12 protein-coding genes are annotated in these 23,248 nt (G+C 65.0%); 4 read left to right on the plus strand and 8 right to left on the minus strand.

Features of this window, described 5'->3' with window-relative positions; translation table 11 throughout:
• Positions 1–2: 2 nt before the first annotated feature.
• From CR152_RS19180 to CR152_RS19195, 4 genes are read right to left on the minus strand one after another with little or no spacing between them, the layout of a single operon-like run.
• A complete protein-coding gene (locus CR152_RS19180) occupies positions 3–3,557 on the minus strand; it encodes a non-ribosomal peptide synthetase (protein WP_167399921.1) in 3,555 nt (1,184 codons plus the stop codon).
• A gap of 12 nt (positions 3,558–3,569) precedes the next feature.
• Complete coding sequence (locus tag CR152_RS19185) at positions 3,570–4,577, minus strand: TauD/TfdA family dioxygenase (RefSeq protein WP_208640147.1); 1,008 nt, start codon at positions 4,575–4,577, stop codon at positions 3,570–3,572.
• A gap of 52 nt (positions 4,578–4,629) precedes the next feature.
• Positions 4,630–8,106 carry a condensation domain-containing protein gene (locus CR152_RS19190; protein ID WP_099877222.1) on the minus strand — a complete coding sequence of 1,159 codons (3,477 nt, stop codon included), beginning with the start codon at positions 8,104–8,106 and terminating at the stop codon, positions 4,630–4,632.
• A 31-nt stretch (positions 8,107–8,137) separates the two neighbouring features.
• Positions 8,138–9,079, minus strand: a complete 942-nt coding sequence (locus CR152_RS19195) for a TauD/TfdA family dioxygenase (RefSeq protein ID WP_099877225.1) — start codon at positions 9,077–9,079, stop codon at positions 8,138–8,140.
• A 227-nt stretch (positions 9,080–9,306) separates the two neighbouring features.
• Here CR152_RS19195 and CR152_RS19200 point away from each other — a divergent pair, with 227 nt between their 5' ends.
• Together CR152_RS19200 and CR152_RS19205 are read left to right on the plus strand one after the other, a co-directional pair.
• On the plus strand, positions 9,307–11,361 hold the full coding sequence (locus CR152_RS19200) for a TonB-dependent receptor (RefSeq protein WP_208640148.1): 2,055 nt from the start codon (positions 9,307–9,309) through the stop codon (positions 11,359–11,361).
• Between the two features lie 40 nt (positions 11,362–11,401).
• Entirely contained in the window at positions 11,402–12,802 is a 1,401-nt protein-coding gene (locus CR152_RS19205) for a diaminobutyrate--2-oxoglutarate transaminase (RefSeq protein ID WP_208640149.1), read from the plus strand.
• Positions 12,803–12,839: 37 nt separating this feature from the next.
• Here CR152_RS19205 and CR152_RS19210 read toward each other — a convergent pair whose 3' ends face one another.
• A complete protein-coding gene (locus CR152_RS19210) occupies positions 12,840–13,823 on the minus strand; it encodes an esterase/lipase family protein (RefSeq protein ID WP_208640150.1) in 984 nt (327 codons plus the stop codon).
• A 550-nt stretch (positions 13,824–14,373) separates the two neighbouring features.
• Between CR152_RS19210 and CR152_RS19215 the strand changes: the two genes are divergently transcribed.
• On the plus strand, positions 14,374–14,994 hold the full coding sequence (locus CR152_RS19215; protein ID WP_157778595.1) for a substrate-binding periplasmic protein: 621 nt from the start codon (positions 14,374–14,376) through the stop codon (positions 14,992–14,994).
• 49 nt (positions 14,995–15,043) lie between these two features.
• On the opposite strand, the gene CR152_RS19220 is transcribed toward CR152_RS19215, so the two are convergent.
• Positions 15,044–15,715 carry a substrate binding domain-containing protein gene (locus CR152_RS19220; RefSeq protein WP_157778596.1) on the minus strand — a complete coding sequence of 224 codons (672 nt, stop codon included), beginning with the start codon at positions 15,713–15,715 and terminating at the stop codon, positions 15,044–15,046.
• 47 nt (positions 15,716–15,762) lie between these two features.
• On the opposite strand from CR152_RS19220, the gene CR152_RS19225 reads away from it, so the two are divergent.
• Positions 15,763–16,617, plus strand: coding sequence for a pirin family protein (locus tag CR152_RS19225; RefSeq protein WP_099877234.1), 855 nt, complete (start codon positions 15,763–15,765; stop codon positions 16,615–16,617).
• A 67-nt stretch (positions 16,618–16,684) separates the two neighbouring features.
• Here the strand turns inward: CR152_RS19225 and CR152_RS19230 are convergent, their stop codons facing one another.
• The gene (locus CR152_RS19230) at positions 16,685–17,572 is read right to left on the minus strand and encodes a GGDEF domain-containing protein (RefSeq protein WP_099877236.1); all 888 of its coding nucleotides are present in this window, start codon (positions 17,570–17,572) and stop codon (positions 16,685–16,687) included.
• A complete protein-coding gene (locus CR152_RS19235; protein WP_157778598.1) occupies positions 17,569–23,001 on the minus strand; it encodes a PAS domain S-box protein in 5,433 nt (1,810 codons plus the stop codon). Before CR152_RS19235 ends, CR152_RS19230 begins: the two co-directional genes overlap by 4 nt.
• Positions 23,002–23,248 lie beyond the last annotated feature (247 nt).

Raw genomic sequence — 23,248 nt, forward strand, 5'->3', positions numbered from 1 at the left:
CGTTACGAGGCGCTGTCCGAGTTAAGTTCGGCCAGCAGCTCTTCCAAGGCATCCTGGTCGAGGCCCGCAGCGGGGAAGTCTTGCGCCATCAGGCCAGCGCCGGCATTGGCCGCGCAATGCTGCGCCAGCTCCAGCAAGCCTTGCGCCACCGCGGCCGAGAGCTGGTGCAAGCGCTCTTCGGTGTAGTGGCCGCTGTCGGCCGACCAGGCCAATGTCAGCGCATGGGGCAGCAGGGTGGCGGCCAGCTGCAGCGGCGCCTGGGCGCGTGCCGGCTGGACCTCAAGCGCCGTGCCGGCTGCTTCGCTCACTGCCAGGCAGACGTCGCCGGCCGGTCCCGCTTCGGCTTCGCGGCGCAGCGCCGCCTTGGCTTCATGGGCGAAGGACTGCCAGCCGGTGTCGCCGGCCTGGAACGCGTGGTGCGTCACGTACTGGCCGTTGCCGCCGTCGTGCAGCCGTGTCAGTCGCAGCGGCCCGCCATCGCGCTCGGCCAGCAGGGCACGGGCCAGCGCCGCGGCCAGGACCTCGCCTGCGTCCATGCGGTAGCGTGTGGCGCCCAATGCAAATGCGTCCAGCATGGCGCCGTCGGTCCAGCTTTGCAGCCAGCCCACGTCGGCCTCGAAGGAGTCGGCCTGGCGCCACTCTGCCACGGCCGCCATGGCTTCAACGGTCTGGTGTTCGAACACCTGGCGCGTGCTGAGGGTAATACCGCTGCGGTTCGCGCGCGTGACAACCTGCAGGCTCAGGATGGAGTCGCCACCGACCTGGAAAAAATTGTCGGTCACGCCGATGCGCGGCAGCCGCAGCACGCCGGCGCAGATATCGGCCAGCTCCTTTTCGAGCGCGGTGCGCGGCGCCACGTACTGGTCGCGCATGCGGGCCGCGCTGTCCGGGTCGGGCAGCGCGTTGACGTCGCGTTTGCCGTTCGGCGTCAGCGGCATCGTGCGCAGGGCAATGAACAGCGCCGGCACCATGTACGCGGGAAGGCGTTCGGCAAGGTAGTTGCGCAGCGCGCCATCATCCGGCGGAGACGCCTGGCGGCCGGTAAAGTAGGCCAGCAGGCGCTTGCCGCCCGCTTGTTCCTGCGCCACCACCACGCAATCGCCGATGTCGCCATGTCCCAGCAGATGGCGTTCGATTTCCGCCAGTTCCACGCGGTGTCCGCGGATCTTGACCTGGTGGTCGCGCCGGCCCAGGAAATGCAGCCTGCCGTCGGCATTCCAGCATGCCAGGTCGCCACTGCGATAGGCGCGCTGGCCGCCGGCGATGTGCGCCTGGCTGGCAAACGATGCCGCCGTCTGTTCCGGATGGCCGCGGTATCCACTCGCCAGTTGCGCACCCGCCAGATAGATTTCGCCAGTCTCGCCGATCGCCGCCGCAGCGCCGTATTCGTTGACCAGGTCCACCGTCATGCCCGCAACCGGACGGCCGATGCCTGCCGCGCGCGCGCAGGTCAGCACCTCGGCGCTGGCCCATACGCCGCCTTCGGTCGGGCCGTATTCGTTGACCAGGCTTGCCTGGGGCAGCAGGTCGTGGTGGCGGGCCACCAGCGCGTCGGTGCAGGCCTCACCGGCGACGATCCATGTCGCGATCCCGGCCAGGCGGACGGGCGAGGCATGGTCGAGCAAAGCGCCGTACAGCGACGGCAGCGACAGGCTGTGGCTGACCGCATGCTTCTCTATGAGGTTGCAAAGGGTATCGAGCACCAGTTCGTCGCCGCTCGCGGGCAAGACCAGTTTGCCGCCTTGCGCGAGCGTCCAGAAGATGCCCGCGACCGAACTGTCGAAGGAGAACGAGGACAGCAGCAGGAATGCGCGCACCGGTTGGCGGTAGAAGGCCATCCGCACCTGGGTCGACTGGCTCAGGCTGCGGTGGCTGATTTCGACCGCCTTCGGCTGGCCGCTGGAGCCCGATGTGTAGATCAGGTATGCGGGCAGCGCAAGGTCAGCGATGAGGCCTGGATTGGTGTCCGGCAGCTGCGCATCCGATGGCGCCTCCTGGTCGAGCGCGATCGTCACATGCGGCGCCGTGCCTGGCTGCGCGGCATAGCCGATCACCTGGCGCACGCCGCTGTCCCGCACCATGAAGTCCAGGCGTTCGGACGGATAACCGGGATCGAGCGCCAGGTAGGCGGCGCCGGCTTTGAGCACGGCAAGGATCGCGACGTTCATGTCGTTACAGCGTGGCAGGACGATGCCGACGATGTCACCCGGTGCGACCCCGCTGCGCAGCAGCCGGTGCGCCAGCTGGTTTGCCCGGCTGTTCATCGCCCAATAACTGAGGGTGGCGCTGATATCGGCCAGTGCCGGCGCCGCCGGATGCTGCGCGGCCTGCCGTTCGATCAGGTCCACGATACTGATTGCCTCGACCGGCGGCCGATCGGCTGGCATGGCGACGATGGCGCGCTGCACGGGACCCAGCAGCGACACGCCGCCGGTTGGACGGCCACTGTCGTCGGCCAGCGCAGTGACGAACAGATCCCACTGTTCGGCGAGCAGTTGCAGGGCGGCCGCATCCCAGAGCGCGGGATCGTAGTCGAACGCGCAGGCGGCGCGCTGCATGCCGGCTCGTACGGACAGGCGCAGGCTGAAGCGGCGGGCAATGCACTGCTCCTGCATGACGGTGATGCCGGGCCATGCCGGCTCTTCGACGCATGCGAAGCCAAACTGCGGGACGGCGCCGCCATCATGGTAGTCGCGCCAGCCAAGCGCCAGGCTGGCCGCATCGCGCAGCGCGCCGATCTGGTTGTGCATCGACAGCTGATGATCGATCGTGGCACGCACCGGGAGCGCCAGCTCGTAGAGACCGAGCGCATTGTCCAGCGCGTCGCCACGGCCGCTATCGGTGTAGGCGATTTCCACCAGCGATTGTCCGCTCAGGCGCGACAGGAAAATCATCCAGGCGGCTGACAGCCATTGGGCCGCTGTGTATCCCGCAGCGGCGAAGACGGCGGCATCGACGTGCGTTGCCAGCGCCATCGATTGGGGCTGGAAGGCGCCGTTCGTTCCGCTTGAGCCAAGGCGCAGCGACAATGGCGGCGCCGGGTCGGCCAGTTGCTGCTGCCAGTATTGCGTTCCGGGCGCGTCGGGCGTTTCGAGCAGGGTGTTCTTCCACTCGGCGTAGTCGGCGTACTGCAGCCGCTCGCTGTCGGTGCCCGGCGCGATCAGCTGCGCGGCGATCAGCCGCAAGCTGGCGGAATCGGCATGGGTGGCGGGCGCGCGCAAGGCCAGCACATGGCGCTGATCGCCGATCTGCCACAGGTTCGCTTGCAGCGCGCTGGCATCCTGCTGCTGCGCTTCGCCGAGTTGAAGAACCGGTGCGGTCGCGCCGCCGATTTGCTGAATCGGCAGGCGCATTCCCGGCACCGCGCACAGGCGCGTGCTCAGAATCTCCTCGGCCTGCACCAAGGCCTGGAAGCGGGCGTTGATCGCGGCCGTATCGCAAGGGCCGTCGATCTGCAGGCGCAGGCTGGCCCAGTACGGATGGCTGGCGGCGCCGTCCTGGAGGCTCCAGCAGGCGGCTTGTTGGGGCGAGGCGCGAAAGCCGGTCACTTCGGTCATGTTCAACTCCATTTATTGATCCAGGTCTTTGCTGTAGAGCGCTTCGGCCATGCCGGTCATGATGGCGCGCTTGCCGGAAAACGGTTCGCGGCCGTGCACGCACAGCATGTTGTCGATAAAGAGCACATCGCCCTGCTGCCATTGGAACTTCATCAGGGACTGCAGGTACGCGGCGCGCAGCTGTTCGAGCACCTCCGGTTCGATCTCGCTGCCGTCGCCGTAGAAGGTATTGGTGGGAAGGTCCTGCGGACCGAAGCTGGCCTGCAGCGAGCTGCCGATGGCTTCCGGCAGGGTGCTCACGTTGAAAAAGGTGGCATGGTTGAACCACACCTCTTCGCCGGTGCGCGGGTGGCGCATGATGGCTGGACCTTGCTGGGTGGTGCGCAGGCGGTTGCCCGGCTTCCACTCGACCGTGATGCCGACCGAGGCGCAATACGCTTCGACTTCGGAGCGATCTTCGGTCTGGAAGACGGTTGGCCATGCAAGGCCGAAGCCGTCGCCGTAGTTACGCACGTAGAGCACTTTCTTTTCGCGGAATTTGTCGATGACCGCGGCGGGAATGCGGCGCATGACGTCGCGCGTGGAGCCGATCGGCGTTTCGCCGCGCACCTCGGGAGCCACGTGGCAGTAGAAGAACAGGCGCAGGGGGAATTTGGGCGAGTACGAGTGCTCGTTATGCGGGAAGATCATCTGGTCGGCCGGATAGTCGGTCGACGTATAAATGTTCCCGCCCACCCGGGTACGCGGCGAAGCGCGGAACTGGTACTCGAGCGCGCCGGGCGAGAGCGCTGCGATGACCTGTTCGAACTGCTCCACCGTATGGATGCCGAAATTGCGGAACAGGATGGCGCCATGCTCGAGCAGCTTTTTTTCCAGCGCTGGCCGCTGGCTTGCGGCCCACGCAACCAGGCTGACGCCGGCGGCGGCCGGTTCGATCACCAGCGGCAGCGTGGTGTCCGGGGAGAGCACGCGTTCCGACACGAGCGTATGTTCGGAAACGGTGATGGCTTTGCGGCGCATAAGGCCTGGGGCTGCGGGAAGATTCATATCCGGTCTCGGTGAAAGGGTTGGTCTATGCCTGTGCCACGCGGCGCCTGGCCGCGCCAAGCAAGGCGCGGCTGTCGGACGTTTGCCGCTGTTGGAGCGAGAGGCGCAATGCGTTGTCGCGCTCGCGCATCTGCTGCGTCAGCAGCGACAGGGGCAGCGGGAGCAGGGCCTCGAAGCCGTCGACCAAGCCGGTCCACAGCTGGACGAAGCGGTCGATGGCATGCTGGTCGAAGCGCGCGGTCTGGTACTTGAGGTTTGCCGTCACGCCGTTGGCGCCGTGGGTCAGGTCCAGCACCAGGTCGAAGGCGCCGCCGTCCTGGTACTGGGCGATGTCGGCGATGCGCAGCGCGCCCAGCGCGGTGGCGTGGCCGCGTTCCGGCTGCCAGTTCAGCTTTACCTGGAACAGCGGCGACTCCTTGCCGGAGCGCTCGGGCGCAATGGCCGACACCAGCAGGTTGAATGGCAGCTCCTGATGCGCGTACGCCGCCTGGGCGTCGGTAGCGACGCGCGAAAACAGCTTGGCCAGGCTCGGATTGCCATCGACGTCGCAGCGCAGCGGCAGCTGGTTGACGAAGAAACCGATGATGTCGTCCAGTTGCGGATGCGCGCGGCCCGCGACGTCGGTACCGATGATGAAGCGCTGCTGTCCGCTCCAGTAATGGAGGCAGGCGCCAAACAAGGTGAGCAGTCCCATGAACACGGTGCTGTTGTGGGAGCGGCAGTATTGTTCCAGCCGCGCCACCGCCAGCGACGCCAGTTTGAACGTGTGCAGTCCCTTGCCAGTGTGCGCGCCATTTTGCACAGGCAGCGCCAGGGTGTGCGGCATGTCGCTCAGGTAGCCATGCCAGAATTGCAGTTCGGCGTCGACCAGGGGAGCGGTCAGGCGCGCGTGCTCCCATTCGGCGAAGTCGGCATAGTCCAGCGGGCGCGGGCCGAACCCAGATGCGCCGCCGGTGCTGTGCGCCGCATACAGGCGGTCCAGATCGGCCAGGAAGATCTCGGCCGAGCGCCCGTCGAAAGCGATATGGTGAAGCCCGATCAGCAGTTCATGCTGGTCCGGCGCGCAGCTTGCCAGCGTTGCGCGCAGCATCACGCCGGCCGTCAGGTCAAACGGGGTGTCGCGTTCCTGCCTCACCATGCGGGCCAAATTTTCCTGCTGCTCAAGCGCGGGCAGTGCCGACAGGTCGATGCAGCGCAGCGGCACCGGCGCCCCCGGCATCGCTAACTGCAACGGCCCCTGGGTTGAATCGCGGTAGGCCGTTCGCAGCACGGGATGACGCTCGGTCAGGTCGTGCAAACTGCGTCGCAGCGCGTCGGCGTCGAGCGGGCCGCGCAAACTGAGACGAACCGCGATATTGTGTTCGCAGCTGCGCGGATCGAGGCGGTTCTGGAACCACAGGCGGCGCTGGGCGTGGGACTGGCGCTTCTCGGCGCGTCCGGGCAGGGCCGGTATCGCGTCGCTGCTCGCCTTCTGCAGTTCCAGGTGCCGCTGCAGGCCCTGGGCCAGCATGTCCAGCGAACCGGCACCGAACATCGTCTCGTACGGTGCGTGCCAGCCGGTGTGCATCCGCAGGCGGCCATGCAGGGTGGCGATGGCAATCGAATCGAACCCGAGCCCGATGAGCGTGGACTGCGGGTCGGGCGCCGCGCCCGGGCGCAGCGCGACGACCTGCAGGTTCAGCCAGGCGGCGCAGGCCACAGCCATCTCTTCCTCGGTGGCGCCTGCCGCGCGCAGCGTGGCCAGGTCGGGCAGCGCCTGCGGCAACGCCGTGCCGGCGGCTTGGCCGCCGGTGACAGCGATCACTTCCAGCGTGTTGTCCAGGTACTGGCGGCGCGCGCCGCTGCGGCTGATTTTTCCGCTGGTGGTCATGGGAATCGTGGCCGCCGCGATCAGGACGATGACGTCGACAGCGCAATCGGCCGCTTCCCTGACCGCGTCGCGCACGGCCGCGAACAGCAGCTCGCGCGCAGCGCCGTCGACGCAGCGCCGGTGCGGCTCGGCCACGATGACCAGCTGTTCGCGCGCGCCATGCGGATCGGGCACCGAAAACGCGGCGATGCGGCCGGCGCGGATGCCCGATTCAGCCTGGGTGACCGCGAACTCGATATCGTTGGGGTACAGATTGCGCCCGTTGAGGATAATCAGGTCCTTCAGGCGCCCGCAGATGACCAGCTGTCCTTCATGCATGAAACCCAGGTCGCCCGAGCGCAGGTAATGGGCATCGTCGCCGGCGGCGCGGGCACGGAACGTTTGCTCGCTGATTTCCGGCTGGTCCCAGTAGGCGTCGGCGTTGCTCGGGCCATGCAGCCAGATTTCTCCGATTTCACCCGGCGCGCAATGGCTCATCGTGTCAGGGTTGACGATTGCGATGCGGTGCAGCGCTTGCGCGGGGCCGCAGCCGACGAATTCGGCCGCGTCGCCGCTGTCCTGTACCAGGACCACGCGCCCGTTTTGCAGTGCGGTTTTGTCCAGGCGAAGCGTCAATGGCAGTTCGGATGCCGCTACCGTGCACACGCACAGGGTCGCTTCCGCCTGGCCGTAGCCGGGGCAGAGCGCCTGCTGGCGAAAGCCGGCGTCGGCGAAACGCGCGCCGAAGGCCGCGAGGGTGGCCGCGTGTACCGGTTCGGCGCCGCTGATGGCGTGCTTCCAGCAGCTCAGGTCCAGCTGGGCGATGGTGGCGTCGTCGATGCCCGAAACGCACAGTGCGTAGGCGGAATTGGGCGCGAAACTGGCCGTGCCGCGATAGCGGCTGATGGCCTGGAGCCAGACTGACGGCGACTGGACAAAACTCTTCGTTTCCATCAGCACGCAGCGCATGCCGGCGTAGATGGGCAGCAGCAGCCCGCCGATGAGCCCCATGTCGTGGTACAAGGGCAGCCAGTTGACCATGCAGTCATCAGGCAGGAAGTCGACGCCGGCGCGCATCAGCTCCAGGTTGGCCAGCAGATTGCGCTGCCGGACCACCACGCCTTTGGGCGCGCCGGTGGAGCCGGACGTGTACTGCAGGAAGGCGACGGCGTCGGGGGCGGACACGGGCCGCCGCCACGCCGGTGCGGCGGGCGCGGCGTCGAGCTGGGCGACGGTCAGGATGTCGACCTCGATGCCGAGCGAGGCGGCCAGCTCGCGCAGTACCGGCTGCGCCGCTTCGGTCGACAGGATCAGGGCGGGGCGCGCGTCGGCCACGATGTTGCGCACCCGGTCAAGGTGGCGCGGGCGGCGCGACTGGGGGGCGAACAGGGGCACGGCGATCATGCCGGCGTACTGGCAGGCGCAGAACGTATCGACATACTCCATGCCCGACGGCAGCATCAGGAGGATGCGCGCCTCGGGCGCATAGCGCTGCTGGAGCAGGGCGGCCAGGCTGACCGCGCGCTCGTGCAGCGCGGCGAAACTGGCGGTGGCGCTCACTTCGCGCCCGTCAGCGAGAAACTGCACGGCTGGGTGGCCGGCGCGGCGCGCCGCCTGGGCTTCCAGTACGTCGATGAAATGGTGGTGGTTCATGGGTAGGTTCACTTGGTAGGTCGTGGACGGCTCAGGCCATGGCGACGATGACTTTGCGCTCGCCCGAAAACGGGTTGCGCCCGTGCGCGACGAGCAGGTTGTCAAGCATGAGCACGTCGCCTGCCTGCCACGGGAAGGCCACCGCAGTGCACTGGTACACGGCGCGGATGGCGTCCAGCTTCTCGTCCGCGATCGGGCTGCCGTCGCCAAAGCACACGTTGCGCGGAAGGTTGTCGTAGCCGACCGCCTGCAACAGGTTGGCTCGCACCGTCGCGTCGTTGGCCGATTCGTGAAACAGGTGCGCCTGGTTGAACCAGACCCATTCGCCGCTGACGGGGTGCTGCAGCACCGCCTGGCAGCGCTGGCGCGTGCGCAGTTCATCGTCGGCTTTCCATTCCCATTCGATGCCATTGGCGGCGCAGTAGCTTTCAACCTGCGCGCGCTGGTCGGTGTTGAACACGCGCTGCCAGGGCAGGTCGAGGGCGACGCTGTAGTTGCGCACATACAGCAGTTCGCGGCGCGCGAATTCGTCGCGCAGTTCGGCGGGAACGCGCTGGTACACCAGGCGGCTGTCGGCAATCGGCGTTTCGCCGCCGGTCATGCTGGGCTTGATGCAGTGGAACCAGATCAGCGATGGCCACTGGCGCGTGTACGACTGCTCGTTATGCAGCGCAATGCTCTGGTGCGCCGGATACTCGGTCGAGCTGTAGACGCCCGCAAACACCTTGCTGCGCGGCGTGGAACCGAACTCGTAGCTGGCCAGCGGCAGGCCGAAGCTGGCTGCGAATTTCTTGAACTCCAGCGGCGTGGGCACGCCGAAGCCGCGGAACAAGACGCCACCGGCGCTGGCCAGCGCCGTGGCCGCCGTCTGCCGCGCGTCAGCTCCGATTGCCGTCAGCGCCTCGGGCTTGTCGGCCTGTATGACAAAAGGCAACGGCGATTGCAGGCAGTTGCCGGCCGTAATTACTGGCATGGTGCGATTCCTTGGAAGTGGGGGAGAAGCCCCTTGGTAAGCGGTGCTGCAACGTTGACGCAATCATAATCACGGCTGAGTTAAATGTAAACGATAATACGAACGATTCTCATTTATATTTGGATTTACAATGTCAATAAAGCTAGGTAATATCCGCTCCGGTCCTGGCGTGAAGTAGCGTAACGCGCGTAGTCAGATAGCAATCAAAAGCAAGCTGGAGTGAATTCATGAAGTTGTTGAACGTCAAAAAGAACAAGATGGCAGCCGCGGTTGCGGCAGCGCTGTGGCTCATGGCACCCGGAGTAGCCAACGCGGCCGATGCCGCGCCGCCGGTCGAGACGGTGATCGTCAAAGGCCAGAAAATCGACCGCCCGCTCGATGACACGGTGGCCAGCGTGGCAGTGGTGACGGCGCGCGATATTGCCGACCATGCCGATGCGTCGCTGACCGACATCATGGCGCGCCTGCCTGGCGTCAATACCCAGTCGGGCAACGAAACCTGGGGGATTCGCGGCGTGCCGGTGGCAGGCTTCGACGACCAGGGACCGGCTACCAGCAATGGCGCGGTGTCGGTGTATGTGGACGATGCATTGCAGCCGCACCGGATGCTGACCTTGAGCCCGTTACCGCTGTGGGATGTCGAGCAGATCGAGGTCTACCGCGGCTCCCAGTCGACCATGCAGGGCCGTAACGCGCTGGCAGGCGCGGTCGTGTTCCAGACCAGGAATCCGGGCTACACCCCGTCGCTGTCGGCGCGCATCAATGGTGGCAATCATGGCCAGCGCGGCGCTTCCGTGGCCGGTGGCGGCGCGATCGTCGATGGCAAGGTGGCGGCCCGTTTTTCCGCCGATGTGCAGAGCGGCGACGGTTACATCCGCAACGACACCCTGGGCAAGGATGCCAATCCTCAGCGCAACGTCAACCTGCGCGGCAAACTGCTGCTTGAACCAATCGATGGCCTCGACTTGCTGTTGACGCTCTCGCACGCGCGCAACCGGCGCGGCATCCAGGCGGTCAACCAGGGTCCGCAATACTATACGGTGAGCTATAACACCGGCGAGTTCGACCAGCTCGACCAGGACAGCGCGACCCTGCGCGCCGATTATGTCGTCAATCCGGCCCTGACCCTGACCAGCATTACGTCGTCCTCGCGCGGCACCTATGACTCGCTGCTCGACTTCGACCAGCGCGCCGACCGCACCCAGGAAGTGCTGCGGGTCCACAAGAACAAGCTGTTCAACCAGGAAGTCAGGCTGGCATACAAGGTTCCCGGCCTGCAGGCGCAGGCAGGCGTCTACTACGGCACCGTCAGCAACGACATGAACGACCGCCTCGATTTCAGCGGCGAGACCGTGGGCAGCGTCACCGGTACCACCCGCATCGCGAGCCGCAGCGTGTTTGGCGAAGTCAATTGGGACTTCGTTCCGAACTGGCAGTTGGTGGGCGGCCTGCGCTACGAGCGCGAGCGCAACAAAACGGCGCTGGAAGATGGGCTGGCCTCTGTGTCTTCGGTGAACCAGGTCAAGACATTCAGCGCCTTGCTGCCGAAGCTGGGCCTGAACTACCGCCTGGGGCCCGATCAATTGTTCGGCGCTTTCGTCCAGCGCGGTTACCGCAGCGGCGGCGTCAACGTGCGGGTCGGCACCGCGCACCGCGCTTACGATCCCGAGTACACCAATACCGTCGAGCTGTCGCACCGCGCCGCCTGGCTCGACAAGAAGCTGCGCACCACGGCCAATGTGTATTTCACCGACTGGAAGGACCAGCAGGTGGCGCTGCTTGACGCCGATGAGGAATTGCAAGTGGCGAACGCCGGCCACAGCCGCATGAAGGGCGTGGAACTGGGTGCCGAGTACAAGATCAGCCCGGCGTTGCAGTTGCTGGCGGGCGCTTCATACAGCCATACGCGCTATGTGGATTTTGTCGCCTACGGAGACACGCTGAGCGGGCAATCGTTCATTGGCGCGCCGCGCCGCAAAGTCAACCTGGGCATGGTGTATCGCCTCAACAGCGCGCTGACGGCCAGCGCCGACGCCATTTATCAGGATGGCAGCGCGTCGGCCTACCTGACCGATGCCAGCGGCAAGGTCAGCAGCGTGCGCCGCAGTGACGACGCGGCCCTGGTCAACGCCAATCTGGCCTACCGCTTCGGCAAGGCCACCGTCAGCGCTTATGTAAGGAATGTTTTCGACCGCCAGTACATTGCCAACAATCAGTCTGGCAGGGTCGTGGACGTAGCGGCGCCGCGCACCGTCGGCGTTGCTCTGCGTTACGACCTGTAAGCGCTGCGTTTGCAGCGACCAACCGAGTGAGAGGATCGACATGAATGCACCTGAAAGAGGGATGGACCTGGCTACCCGGCTGCGCCGGAGCCATACCGGCCTCGATGCCCTGTATTGCCTTGACAGCACGCCTGTGCTGGACCGGCAGAGTCGCCAGGAATCGAATGCGCGCAGCTATCCGCGCCGGATTCCCCTGGTGCTGGAACGCGCGAGCGGGATTTACGTTCAGGACAGCCGCGGACAGGTCTTCATCGACTGCCTGGCCGGCGCCGGCACGCTGGCACTCGGCCACAACCACCCGGTGGTCATGGAAGCGATCCATGCCGCCATGTCATCGAACCTGCCGATGCACACGCTGGACCTGACCACCCCGGTCAAGGATGCCTTCGTGCAGGAGATTTTCGACAGCTTGCCGCCGGCGTTCGCCAGGCAGGCGCGGATCCAGTTTTGCGGACCCACCGGCGCCGACGCTGTCGAAGCCTCGCTCAAGCTGGCGCGCACCACCAGCGGGCGCCAGAACGTGCTGGCGTTCCAGGGCGCCTATCATGGAATGACGCTCGGCACGATGTCGATCAGCGGCAACCTCGGGCCCAAGAATGCCCTGGGCAGCTTGCTGTCCGGCGTACAGATGCTGCCGTATCCGCACAACTACCGTTGCCCTTTCGGTACCGGCGGCGAACAGGCGATCGATTTGAACCTGCGCTATATTGAGCAGCTTTTATCCGACCCCGAAAGCGGCATCACGGCGCCGAGCGCCATGATCCTGGAGCCGGTGCAGGGGGAGGGCGGCGTCATCGCGGCGCCCGACCGCTGGCTGCAGGGCTTGCGCCGCATCACGCAGGAGCGCGGCATTGCGCTGATCGTCGATGAGATTCAATGCGGCATCGCGCGCACCGGCAAGATGTTCGCTTTCGAGCATGCGGACATCATTCCTGACATCATGCCACTGTCCAAAGCCATCGGCGGCGGTTTGCCGCTGGCGGTGGTGGTGTATCGCGAGGAGCTCGACGTCTGGCAGCCGGGCGCGCATGCAGGCACCTTCCGCGGCAACCAGCTGGCGATGGCGGCCGGCACGGCAACGCTGCGCTATCTCAAGCAGCATGCGGTGGCGGACCATGCGCACCAGATGGGCGAACGTCTGCGCGCCCATCTGCTCAAGCTGCAGAGCGCATTCGGCTGGATCGGCGATGTGCGCGGCCGCGGCCTGATGCTGGGCATGGAAATTGTCGACCGCGACGGCGAACCGGACGGGCAGGGGCATCCGCCAGTCCACACGGCCCGCGCCAAGCAATTCCAGCAGGCATGCCTGCAGCGCGGCCTGATCCTCGAACTGGGAGGCAGGCACGGCGCCACGGTCCGGCTGCTGCCTCCATTGATCATTACCGACGCGGAAATAGATTTTGTGGCGACAATTCTGTTCGCCGCAGCGGCTGCCATTTAGCGGAGCGCGCGAAACCCCGTTGAGGCGCTGCGCGGCCTTACTGGGCCGCCTCCCCAAACAGGCGCGTCAGCAACTGGCCGAACTTCTCCCTCCGATCGGGCTCTGTCGGCTTGATCACCCCGTGTTCCTGCAATACGGTGATCAGCTTGACCGGCCCGGTGCGATTGTTGCCCACAATCTCGACATGGCCCGCCTTCACTTCCACGATGTTGACCAGCGGGTCACGGTCAACCGCCGGGTTGCGTTGCTCGGCCAGGGAAAAAATCGCATCCGATTCCACGCAGGCGCCGTTGCTCATGCGCCGGCAGCTGCCACCTTCATCGGTGACGATCTTGAGAAAATCCTTCACGCGCGGATCGAGTGCGCCGGGCTCGACGATGAACGGCGACGTGTAGGTAATTTCCGACCATTTATCACCGGTGACAATCTGGCAGATCGGTGCAACCAGTCCAAGCGACAGCGTCCTCCACAGCGGGTTGCCGCAATGGCGCGCCGCTGCAATGCCACCGAACGGTCCGGATACGGTCACCAGGCGCATTGTTACATCCCCGCCTTCGATGGCGGCGGACTTGCTCACGGACATCGCCTTGCGGGCAATCAGGGCTCCCTGGCTGTGACCCATGACGGTAATGTGCTTGTTATCCAGTTTCTGGCTCAACTGATTGAGCGCCGTATCGAGCTGGCCGGCACTGACCACCAGGCTGTCGCGGTCGTTGTAGCTGAAGCACACGGTCTGCTGGCCATGAAAGGCCAGCACCTGGGCCATGCCTCGGTAGCGCCCGGCCGAGCTGAAACAGCCATGCACCAGCACGGTGACCGGCTGCTGGGCATTCAGTTTCAGGGTGTGGTCGCCGCTGTCGGTGCACTGGCTCAGGCCGGGAATCGTCAGGCTGATGTTGGCCGGCGGTAAGCGCGAACTATCAATCGTCATCAGCGGCGGCTCGCCCGGCGGCGGCGTGGCGCAACCCGTCATGAATCCAAGGGCGGCAATGGCCATGACGGCTGCGAAATTTCTTATCATTGAGTATTCCAGTGTAGGGGCGCGTATGCTGCCGAGTTTAGCTGATCGCCCCATCAACCGGGCCAATGGTGCGCGAATTGTGTGGCGATTGAGCGGGCTCAAGCGTCGAAAAAAGGGGCGATCACCTAAGTCGTTGTTCCGGGACCACCAAGCGACGTACCCGAGTCCGGCGGGGCTGGGCGAGGCGAGATGGCACATATGAGCAGGAAACCAAGCCTATCTCATGATGATGATGGCTCTACAGCCAACGTTTTCTCAGTTCAAGGTGCGCACGAATGGCTGGATAATATCATTTCCCTGGGGGAAATATCGCTGTTTGGGTGTATGATTTCGTATCGACAGAACGTTGTCCTGATCAGTGATTCCAACTATGCGACCGGGCGTCCATTTTCTTTCGGCGTGGGCTTGTGGCTTGGCCATGCTGTTCGGTTCCAGCGCGGCACTGGCTGGCTCCGCGAGCCCTGTGCCTGCTGATAGCTCCCGCATCATACGGCTATCCTCGCTCGAATGGCCTCCCTACACGGGCGCGTCGCTGCCGCGGCAGGGCGCCATGACGTCGGTGATCGCCGCCGCGCTGGCCAGCATGGGCTACCGCCTGGAAGTTCAATTCTTTCCATGGACCCGGGCCACGGCCCTCATCAAACACAATTCTCCCTTTGCCGGGTATTACCCCGAATACCTCTCGCCCGGGCTGGCACGCGACTTTCTCATTTCCGACCCGATCGGCAGCGGTCCGCTCGGCTTTGCCTACCACGCCGCCGCACCGGTTCAATGGGACACGATGACCGACCTGTCGAAGTACCGTATCGGCGTCGTGGAAGGCTATGTTAATACCGATGAGTTCGACACACGGGTGCGCCAGGGTAAGCAAAGGGTCGATGCCGCGGTGAACGACAAGCAAAACCTGCGCAAGCTCGCCGCCAGGCGCGTGCCGCTGGTGCTGATCGACCGGCGCGTGTACGACCATCTGATTCGCAACGACGCCGATCTGCGCCCGCTGGCGCCGACGCTGCGTTTCCATCCGCGCCTGCTGGAAGACAAGCAGCTCTATATCTGCTTTCGTCCCAACGCCGAGGGCGAGCGGGTGCGCGCGATTGTCAACCAGGGCTTGAAGCGGATCGATATCGAGGCTGTGCTCGCGGCAGCGTTGAGCGCTGGCGGCGCAAACTAGACGCGCGGACGGATTGCCACGCAGGGCTTCGAGGCGGGCGTGCGGTGGCTCAAGATTGGACAGCCGCCCTCAGCGCTGGGCCTGGCGTTGCGCCGGCCTCGACCAGGGCCTTCGGCACCTGGTGGGCCAGGAACTCGATCAATGCCCTTGTTTTCGCCAGTACATGGCGTGTCGGCGTCAGAATGCTGACGTCGAGAGAGGGAGCTTGCCAGTTGCCGCAGACCGGCACGATCACCCCCTGCCGGAGCAGGTCCCTGCTCAGCAACTCGGGCAAGATACCGACTCCCACGCCCGCCACCACGGCTTCCCTGACGAATCCGAGACTATTGACGCTGATGGGGCCGGCCACGGTGACAGTCTGGCGCCGATCGCCCCATAAGAACAGCCAGTCGGCCTGGTCGTCGATATGAGGAAAAAGAATGCACTGGTGGCGCACCAGGTCCTGCGGCTTGAGTGGCATGCCGTAGCGTTGAATATAGGCCGGGCTGGCAAAGGCACGTCGTGATACCGAGCATATCCGGCGCGCGACAAGGTCTTGATTGTGCACTGTCCCGATTCTCAGCGACAGGTCCATCCTTTCCTTGACCATGTCCAGGTTCTCGCTGCCAAGATGCAAATGAATTTTGGCGGCTGGATTGTTGCCGAGGAATTGCTCGATGGCCGGTCCGAGCAGGTGAACCGCAAGCTCGACTGGAGCGGAACAGAGGGTGGGCAGCTGCAAAAACTGCTCCTGGAGGAAGTGCTCGCCGGTGTGATGGGTTGAGCGCGATGGTACAGGGTGCCCATACCGATCCACGCCCGCTGCTGGGGATGCGCAGGCTTGAGCCGCAAGCGGCCGGCGAGGGATTATTTCTGGCAAAGCTACAGCCATCCTCGCTCGGCTGGGCGCTCGACCCTTTTCTGCAGGTCGACTGGTTTCGCATGCGTTTGCCATTTTTCCCTCCGCACCCGCATGCCGGCTTTTCCGCGGTGACCTTCATGCTTCCCCAGTCCCCCGGTGGCTTGATCAATCGGGATAGTCTTGGCAGCCGCAATCGCATCAACCCGGGCGACCTGCATTGGACCGAAGCGGCGCGCGGGATCGTGCATGAGGAAGTGCCGCAGGTTGATGGCGTCGATTGCCTGGGGTTGCAGATTTTCGTCAATCTCCCATCGCAACACAAGCTCGCCGCACCGGCGATCCATCATGTCGATCGCGCCGACGTACCGGTCGTCCAATTTCCGGGGGCAACGGTGCATTGTTACGTTGGCGATCTCGATGACGTCAAGGCTGCGCTCACCACACGGACCGCATCCGCACTCTGGAGCGTCGAGCTGAACGAGAATGCCGTCGTCAATCTTCCTCTTCCGCCAAGCTGGATGGTGCACATTCTGGTCACCGCCGGCGCCCTGCGGATCGGCGATTCGCTGCTGGGGGAGGGCGGTGTCGCCGGATATGCGGCCGGGACGGCGCTGGAAATTCGGGCTGCCACGGACGGCGCGTCGCTGGTCGTATTGGCCGGTTTGCCGCTGGCCGAGCCGATTGCGGTATCCGGTCCTTTCGTCATGAATGACGCTGCGCAATTGGTCGACGCCAAACGGCGCTATGCCAGCGGGGAAATGGGGTTCCTGGAAGCTTCCTGACCCGGGCAGTCCGCCCCCGGATACAACAGCCGTATGCCACCGGCGCCGGCGCCATCGCCGCAGCCGGTCACGGCGCCGCGGTAACGCAATTGCGCCCCAGGAGTTTGGCCGCATACAGGGCGCCGTCGGCGCGGTGCAGCAGTGCGGTCATATCGGCCTTATCGGCAGTGTTCACCGATGCGATGCCGATGCTGACCGTGACGGCAATGTCGCCGTAGGGGGTATGCACGGCGGTATCGGCCATGGCGCTGCGCATCCGTTCGGCGACGGCGAGGGCGCCTTCGGGATCGCAGTTGGGGAGCACGGCGAGCAGCTCCTCGCCGCCATAGCGCCCGAAGGAATCGTAATTTCTCAGCATCGAGTCCATGCGCCGCGTCGCTTCGCGCAACACCTCGTCGCCAGCCAGATGGCCGTAGGTATCGTTGATGCCCTTGAAGTGATCGAGATCGGCGAAGATCACGGACAGAAAATTCGGTGTCCTGGCATGCCGTGCGATCTCCTTTTGCAGCACGTCGAGGATCGCGCCGCGATTGAAGATGCCGGTCAGGGCGTCGCGCGTGGCCTGCCTGCGCAGTTCCTGTTCCAGGTCGACGATGCGGCGCCCGGCGCGCACGCGCACCCGCATCTCTTCGGCGATGAAGGGCTTGGCGATGTAGTCGTCGGCCCCGGCGTTCATGGCCGCGACGATGAACTCGGTCTCCGTGCGCGAGGTCAGCATGATCATGTAGACATACCGCTCCATGCCGGCCTGGCGGATGTTGTGGCAGACGTCGATGCCGTCCAGGCCCGGCATCATCCAGTCCAGCACCGCCAGCAAGGGGCCGTCTTCTTCGCGCAGGATCGCTTCGGCGGTCAGGCCATCGGCGGCGACAACGACCTCGTAGCCCCATTCGGAGAGCACGTCCTGCAGGTATAAGACGGAAATCGGATCGTCATCGGCGACAAGTACTTTCATTGGTTCAATTCCAGCGTCGTGGCAAGCGTGGCGGCCAGTTCATCGATGCGCAGTGCGAGGTAGCGGGCTGCACTGTCCAGGTCGTCGTGGCTGGCGTCATTGCCGCGCCGCGCCATGGCTTCGAGCGCGCCCGCGGCCTGCGTGGTGGCGTCGCCGGCCAAGGTCGCCGCCGCCCCTTTGACGCGGTGCGCCGCGCGTTCGAGCAGCAGGGGATCGGGCGTCGCGCGCGCGCTGTGCAGCTGGCGCACCAGCTCGGGCGCGGTATCGATGAACGATTTTGCCATGAGAATCAATAGATTGCGCTTCCCGCGTGCCCGTTCGAGCGCCAGGTCGGGGTCGAAGATGAACGCGCGGGCAGGCGTGCCGGCGGCCGGCTCGGACTCCGGTTCCAGCCCCGGCTCCAGCTCCGGTTCCGGCCCCGGTTGCCCTGGCGCCGGCGGCGCGTGCGGGTCCGACCAGGGACGTTCGAGACAGGCATACAGATCGAGCGGTTCGATCGGTTTCGAGAGATAGTCATCCATGCCCGCGTCAAGGCAGGTCTGGCGGTCGCCCGACATCGCATGGGCAGTCACCGCGACGATATGGATATGCGTGCCCGAGACAGCCTCGCGCCGGCGGATTTCGGCGGTGGTCTGATAGCCGTCCATTTCGGGCATCTGGCCATCCATCAGGATCACGTCGAACGACGCCTGCTCCAGCATCCGCAGCACCTCGACGCCATTGCCGACCATGGTGAAGGTGTGCCCGCGGCTGCGCAGGAGCTCGGCGATCAGCATCTGGTTGACCGGATGGTCGTCGGCGACCAGCACGCGCAGGCGTTTTTGCAGGGGCAGCGCGGGCGGCGGCGCGCTCGCTTCCACGCTCGCCCGTATCGGGCCATCGGCACGGCTCTCGACGATCCCCATCAGCACGTTGAACAGTTCGGAATGCCTGATGGGCTTCCTGATAAACGCCGTCAGCCCCGCCGCCAGGCCGGCTTGCAGCGCGGCGCCGTCGTCTTGCAGCGGCAGCATGACGACGATCGATGTCGGCGGCAGCGCGGCAGCGCCGAGGGCGACCCCGAGCGCAGTGGCACCCTCGCTCAGGAAGGAGGCGCCGCAGATGGCCGCGCAAAACGGAGCCTCGGGCGCCGCGCCGGCCTGCAGCTGGCGGGCCAGGTCGGCGCCGTCCCGCACCAGCAGCGGGCGCATTTTCCAGCTGCTCAGCAGGTTGACGACAATCTGGCCGGAGGTGGCATTGTCGTCGATCACCAGCACGGCCTTGTGCTGCAGTCCGGCCTCGCGCGGGCCCTTGCCCGGCGCCGCCGTGCGCTGCGCAACCTGGACCGGGACAGCGAAATGGAACTGCGTGCCCACGCCAGGTTCGCTGTCGACCCACAGCTGCCCGTCCATCAGCGCGACCAGCTGGGAGACGATTGCCAGCCCCAGGCCGGTGCCGCCGTATTCGCGGGTGGTGGAGGCATCGGCCTGGACGAACGACTCGAAAATATGCTCTTGCTGCTGGCGTGAAATGCCGATACCCGTGTCGCGCACGCTGAAGCGCAGCTCGGCGCTGTCAGCCTGGCGCGCTTGCTGGCTGACCGTCAGCACGACTTCGCCGCGCGCGGTGAACTTGATGGCGTTGCTGGCCAGGTTGATCAGTATCTGTGCCAGCCGCCCCTTGTCGGCGACGATGATGCGCGGGACTTCGGGCGCGACGTCGAACGCCAGCTCCAGGTGCTTTTCCGCCGCCCCCGCGGCCAGGGTCCGGAACACATTGGCGATTTCTTCGCGCAGATCGAACGCGGTCTTTTCCAGGACAAGTTTCTTGGCCTCCATCTTGGAAAAATCGAGGATATCGTTGAGCAGGCGCAGCAAAGAGTCGGCGGACGAGTCGATCAGTTCCATGTACTCATGCTGCTGAGGCGACAGTCCGGTTTTCAGCACCAGCCGGGTGAAGCCGATGATGCAATTCATCGGCGTGCGGATTTCATGGCTCATATTGGCCAAAAATTCGCTCTTGGCTTCGTTCGCCGATTCCGCTTTGTGCTTCGCTTCCTGCAACTGAATTTCAAACTTCTTAATCGCGGTGACGTCATGGTCGGTGCCGCGATAGCCGATAAAGGTGCCGTCGCGGTCGAACACCGGCACCGCCGACGATTCCAGATAGCGGTCGCTGCCGTCGCGGTGGCGCCAGCGTATCAGCCAGCCGCTCCAGCCCTCGCCGCGCCGCTGCAGCTGGCTTAACTTGCCGGCCACGATGGCCTGTTCGTCCGGATGCACGTAGCGCAGCATCGTCTTGCCTGTCAATTCGTCGGGCTGGTGGCCGAGCATGTCCTGGACCGCCGGGTTGGAATAGCGGATGCAACCCTGGCTGTCGAGCGACCATATCCAGTCCTTGGTGGTCTCGACGATCGAGCGGAATTTTTCCTCGCTCAAGCGGAGTTGATCTTCGGTCTGTTTGCGATGGGTGATGTCGTTGTACAAGCACAGCAGGTGGGGCACGCCGGACAGCTCCACCACATCGGCTGACAGCAGGACGCTGATCACGTCGCCGCCGGCCGTTCGCATGGCCGCCTCGAAGTCGCTGATCGAGCCTTCCTCGCGCAGCCGCGCCATCATCGACAGATGGGCTTCCGGCGCGAGCCAGTAATCGAGCGGGGTGGCGGGCCGCGCCAGCAGCAGGCTGCGCTCCTGCCCGATCAGTGCGCAAAATGCATCGTTGACCTCCAGAAAATAGCCATCGGCCATGCCGCTGACGGTGATGGCAACCGGGCTCATGCTGAAAATCTTGGAGAAGCGCTCTTCCAGCTGGCGCATGCGTTCTTCGACATTTTTGCGCTCGGTAATGTTCATCATGGCACCGATCATGCGCACCGCCGCACCCTTGTCGTCGTGGATGATGTAGCCGCGATCATGCACGTATGCAAACGTGCCGTCCGCGCACTGGAAGCGGTATTCGCCGGTCCAGTACTGGCCGCCGGCGTGGATTTCATCGTCGACCTCGCGCAGGACCCAGTCGCGGTCGTCGGGATGGATCTGATCGACCCACCACTGGGCCGGGGCTTCGGTATTGGCCATGTCGTGGCCGAAGGTATGCGCAATGCCCGCGTTCCACCAGATCTGGTCGGTCGCGAATTCCCAGTCCCACACCGTGTCGTTGGTGGCGCGCGCGACCAGGTTGAAACGCTCCAGCGTCCTGCGCAAGTCATCCTCGGCGCGCTTGCGCTCGCTGACATCGACCCCCACCATCGCATACGAACCGGGCTCGCCCTCGTGATGTTCGATACGGACCACCGAAAACAGGAAGGGGACCATGACGCCGGCGCGGGTGCACAAGGCGAATTCGCCGCGCCAGGCCGCCACCGACGCTTCCATGAAAATGCCCTGCAGGTAGCCGATGCCAGTCCCGGGGCAGGCAAACTCATTCATGGACAGGCCGGTGCAGTCTTCCTGCGCCGCAATGCCAAGCAAGCCGCGCCCGGCGCCGTTGAGATACAGGATGTGCTGCTCTTCCGAGACAAACGCCACCAGATTCGGGGTTGCGTCGAGAAAGGCGCTAAAGCGCGAACTGACTTCGGACGCCTTGCGCTCATTGCTGATATCGCGCAGGATCGCCACCGACAGGCGGCCACCTTCGTGGAGGGCCTCGCGCACCGCCAGATGCAGCGGGAACAGGCTGCCATCCTTGCGTTGTCCGTTCACTTGCACCCCGTGCGCCGGACCGGGCCGGGCGTGCTCGCCGGCCTGCGCCGGGCACGCCGGAATCAGCAGGGTCACGGACGTATCGAGGACCTCGGGCGCCGCATAGCCGAACATGGCGGCCGCGGCCGGATTGATCGATCTGATTTTACCGTTCTCGTCGATGGTGAGCAGTCCTTCGGCCATATTGTCGAGCACCGCCTGGATCTTGGCTTCGCCCGCGCGCGCCTTTTGCCTGGCTGCCAGCAGCGCGGCAATGAGTGGGGACACTTGCCAGTGCAGGAGCAGCATCCCGCAAACAAACAGCACAGCCAATACCGCCGCCATGGTCGATATTTGCGTGCGAATCGGCTCATACAGGTCGACCGCGTCTTCCTTGACCACCAGGCCCAGGCCGCTGGAGCCGACCGGTCCGTAGGCGGCGACGACCATCCGCCCGCGGTAATCCTTCGCCACGGCCAGTCCGGTCTTGCCATCGAGGGCACTGCTCATCGGCAGCCTCGCCCCGTCGCGCATGCGTGGCGCCCCGGTAAAACCACGCGCGTTCAGGCGCGTCGGCAGGCAATCCATGCGATCGTTGCCGGTTGCCGCGCAAATCGCGATATCGCCGCTTTTTCCCAGTAGCGCGGCATCGGCCAGCAGGGTTTGCACGATGGGCAGCTGGCGCTCGGCCAGGACGGTGCCGATGGCGACGTCGCCGTTTCGCACCGGCACCGCGATTTTTAATATGGGTACAGTCGACCAGAGCAGTTCCTGCGCATCGTTCAAGCGCAGGGTGATCGGCGCGCTGGCGTTGGGCGCGCCGGCGCGCAGCAGCATGCTCCCATTCCGGCTGGCCGCGGCCACCGAGGCGTAACCGTCGCTGAGCAAATGCTGTTCCAGCTCGGTCGCCATCGCGACGCGATCGGCAGCCTGGGGCAAGCCGGCGTATTCCTTAAGCAGGGCAGGGTCGCTCGCGAGCGAACGCGCCTGCAAGATCGTGTTTTCCAACACAAAGTTCAACAGCTGGGCGCGATTCGAATGCGCCGCGCGCAGATTCAGGTGCAAGGCCGCTTCGGTGCGGTGGGCCGACATGACCGAGCTGGCCATCCCGGCCGTCAGCGCCATCGACAGCAGGATGATCGTCGCGATGGCGGTGATGCGCTTGTCGCCGCGTTCGTGGCTGGCGCTGCTTGCTTTGACGGTCTGGTACCAGCGCAGCCATAATGCGCTGCCCAGCAACAGAAAGCCGAAGGCCGTGTGCGGCGCCATCCGAACAAACCGGTACCACTCATAGAGCAGTTCGAGCTTGAGCGAATGGCCGGTCATGCCGAGGATACCCAGCGATACCAGCGCCAGGCACAGCAGCTGGATCAGCCAGCTGGCGTTGCCGTCCGCGCTGTGCCGGTCTTGCAGCACGATGCAGGCGGCGGCCAGCCAGAAGCCGCCGCAGGTCAGTGGCGACATCCGTCCGGGATGGGGGTTGGGGTCGGCCAGCCATACATCGATGAACAGCTCGTCGACATGCAAATCGATGCCGAGAAGGTTTTGCAGCGCCACCACGCCGGCCACGGCAAGCATGGCGAGGCAAGCCCATGTGCGCGCCATGCGCGCCAGCCGCGGCCGCCGTTCGGAGACGGTCAGGGCGGCGCCGGCAAACACGAAACACAGCGCGGTATTGAACACCATCGCGACCGCACCGGGCACAATCTGCACCAGCTGCTGCGAGCGCAGGACCCAGCCGGCGATCACGCTAGCGCCCAGAAGCAACAAGAGCGCCCCAAGCAATCGTTGAAGCTGTGTGAATGTCACCACCGTTGCCTTTCGTGACGTTGAGCGCTGCGTTGGTCATGCCTTGGGCACGCCCAAGCATCCCCTTACAGCGCCAGGACGGCCGGCCGGGAGCGCTTTTTGGCGTCTCTGGCAATAAGGCAGCGCTCAAAAATGTGTGTTTTCCGAGACATTTGAGCGACTATACAAGATCGTTCGCGGCTTTCGATACGTTTCGGATGGGTTC

Source organism: Massilia violaceinigra, assembly GCF_002752675.1.
GTDB lineage: Bacteria > Pseudomonadota > Gammaproteobacteria > Burkholderiales > Burkholderiaceae_D > Telluria_A > Telluria_A violaceinigra.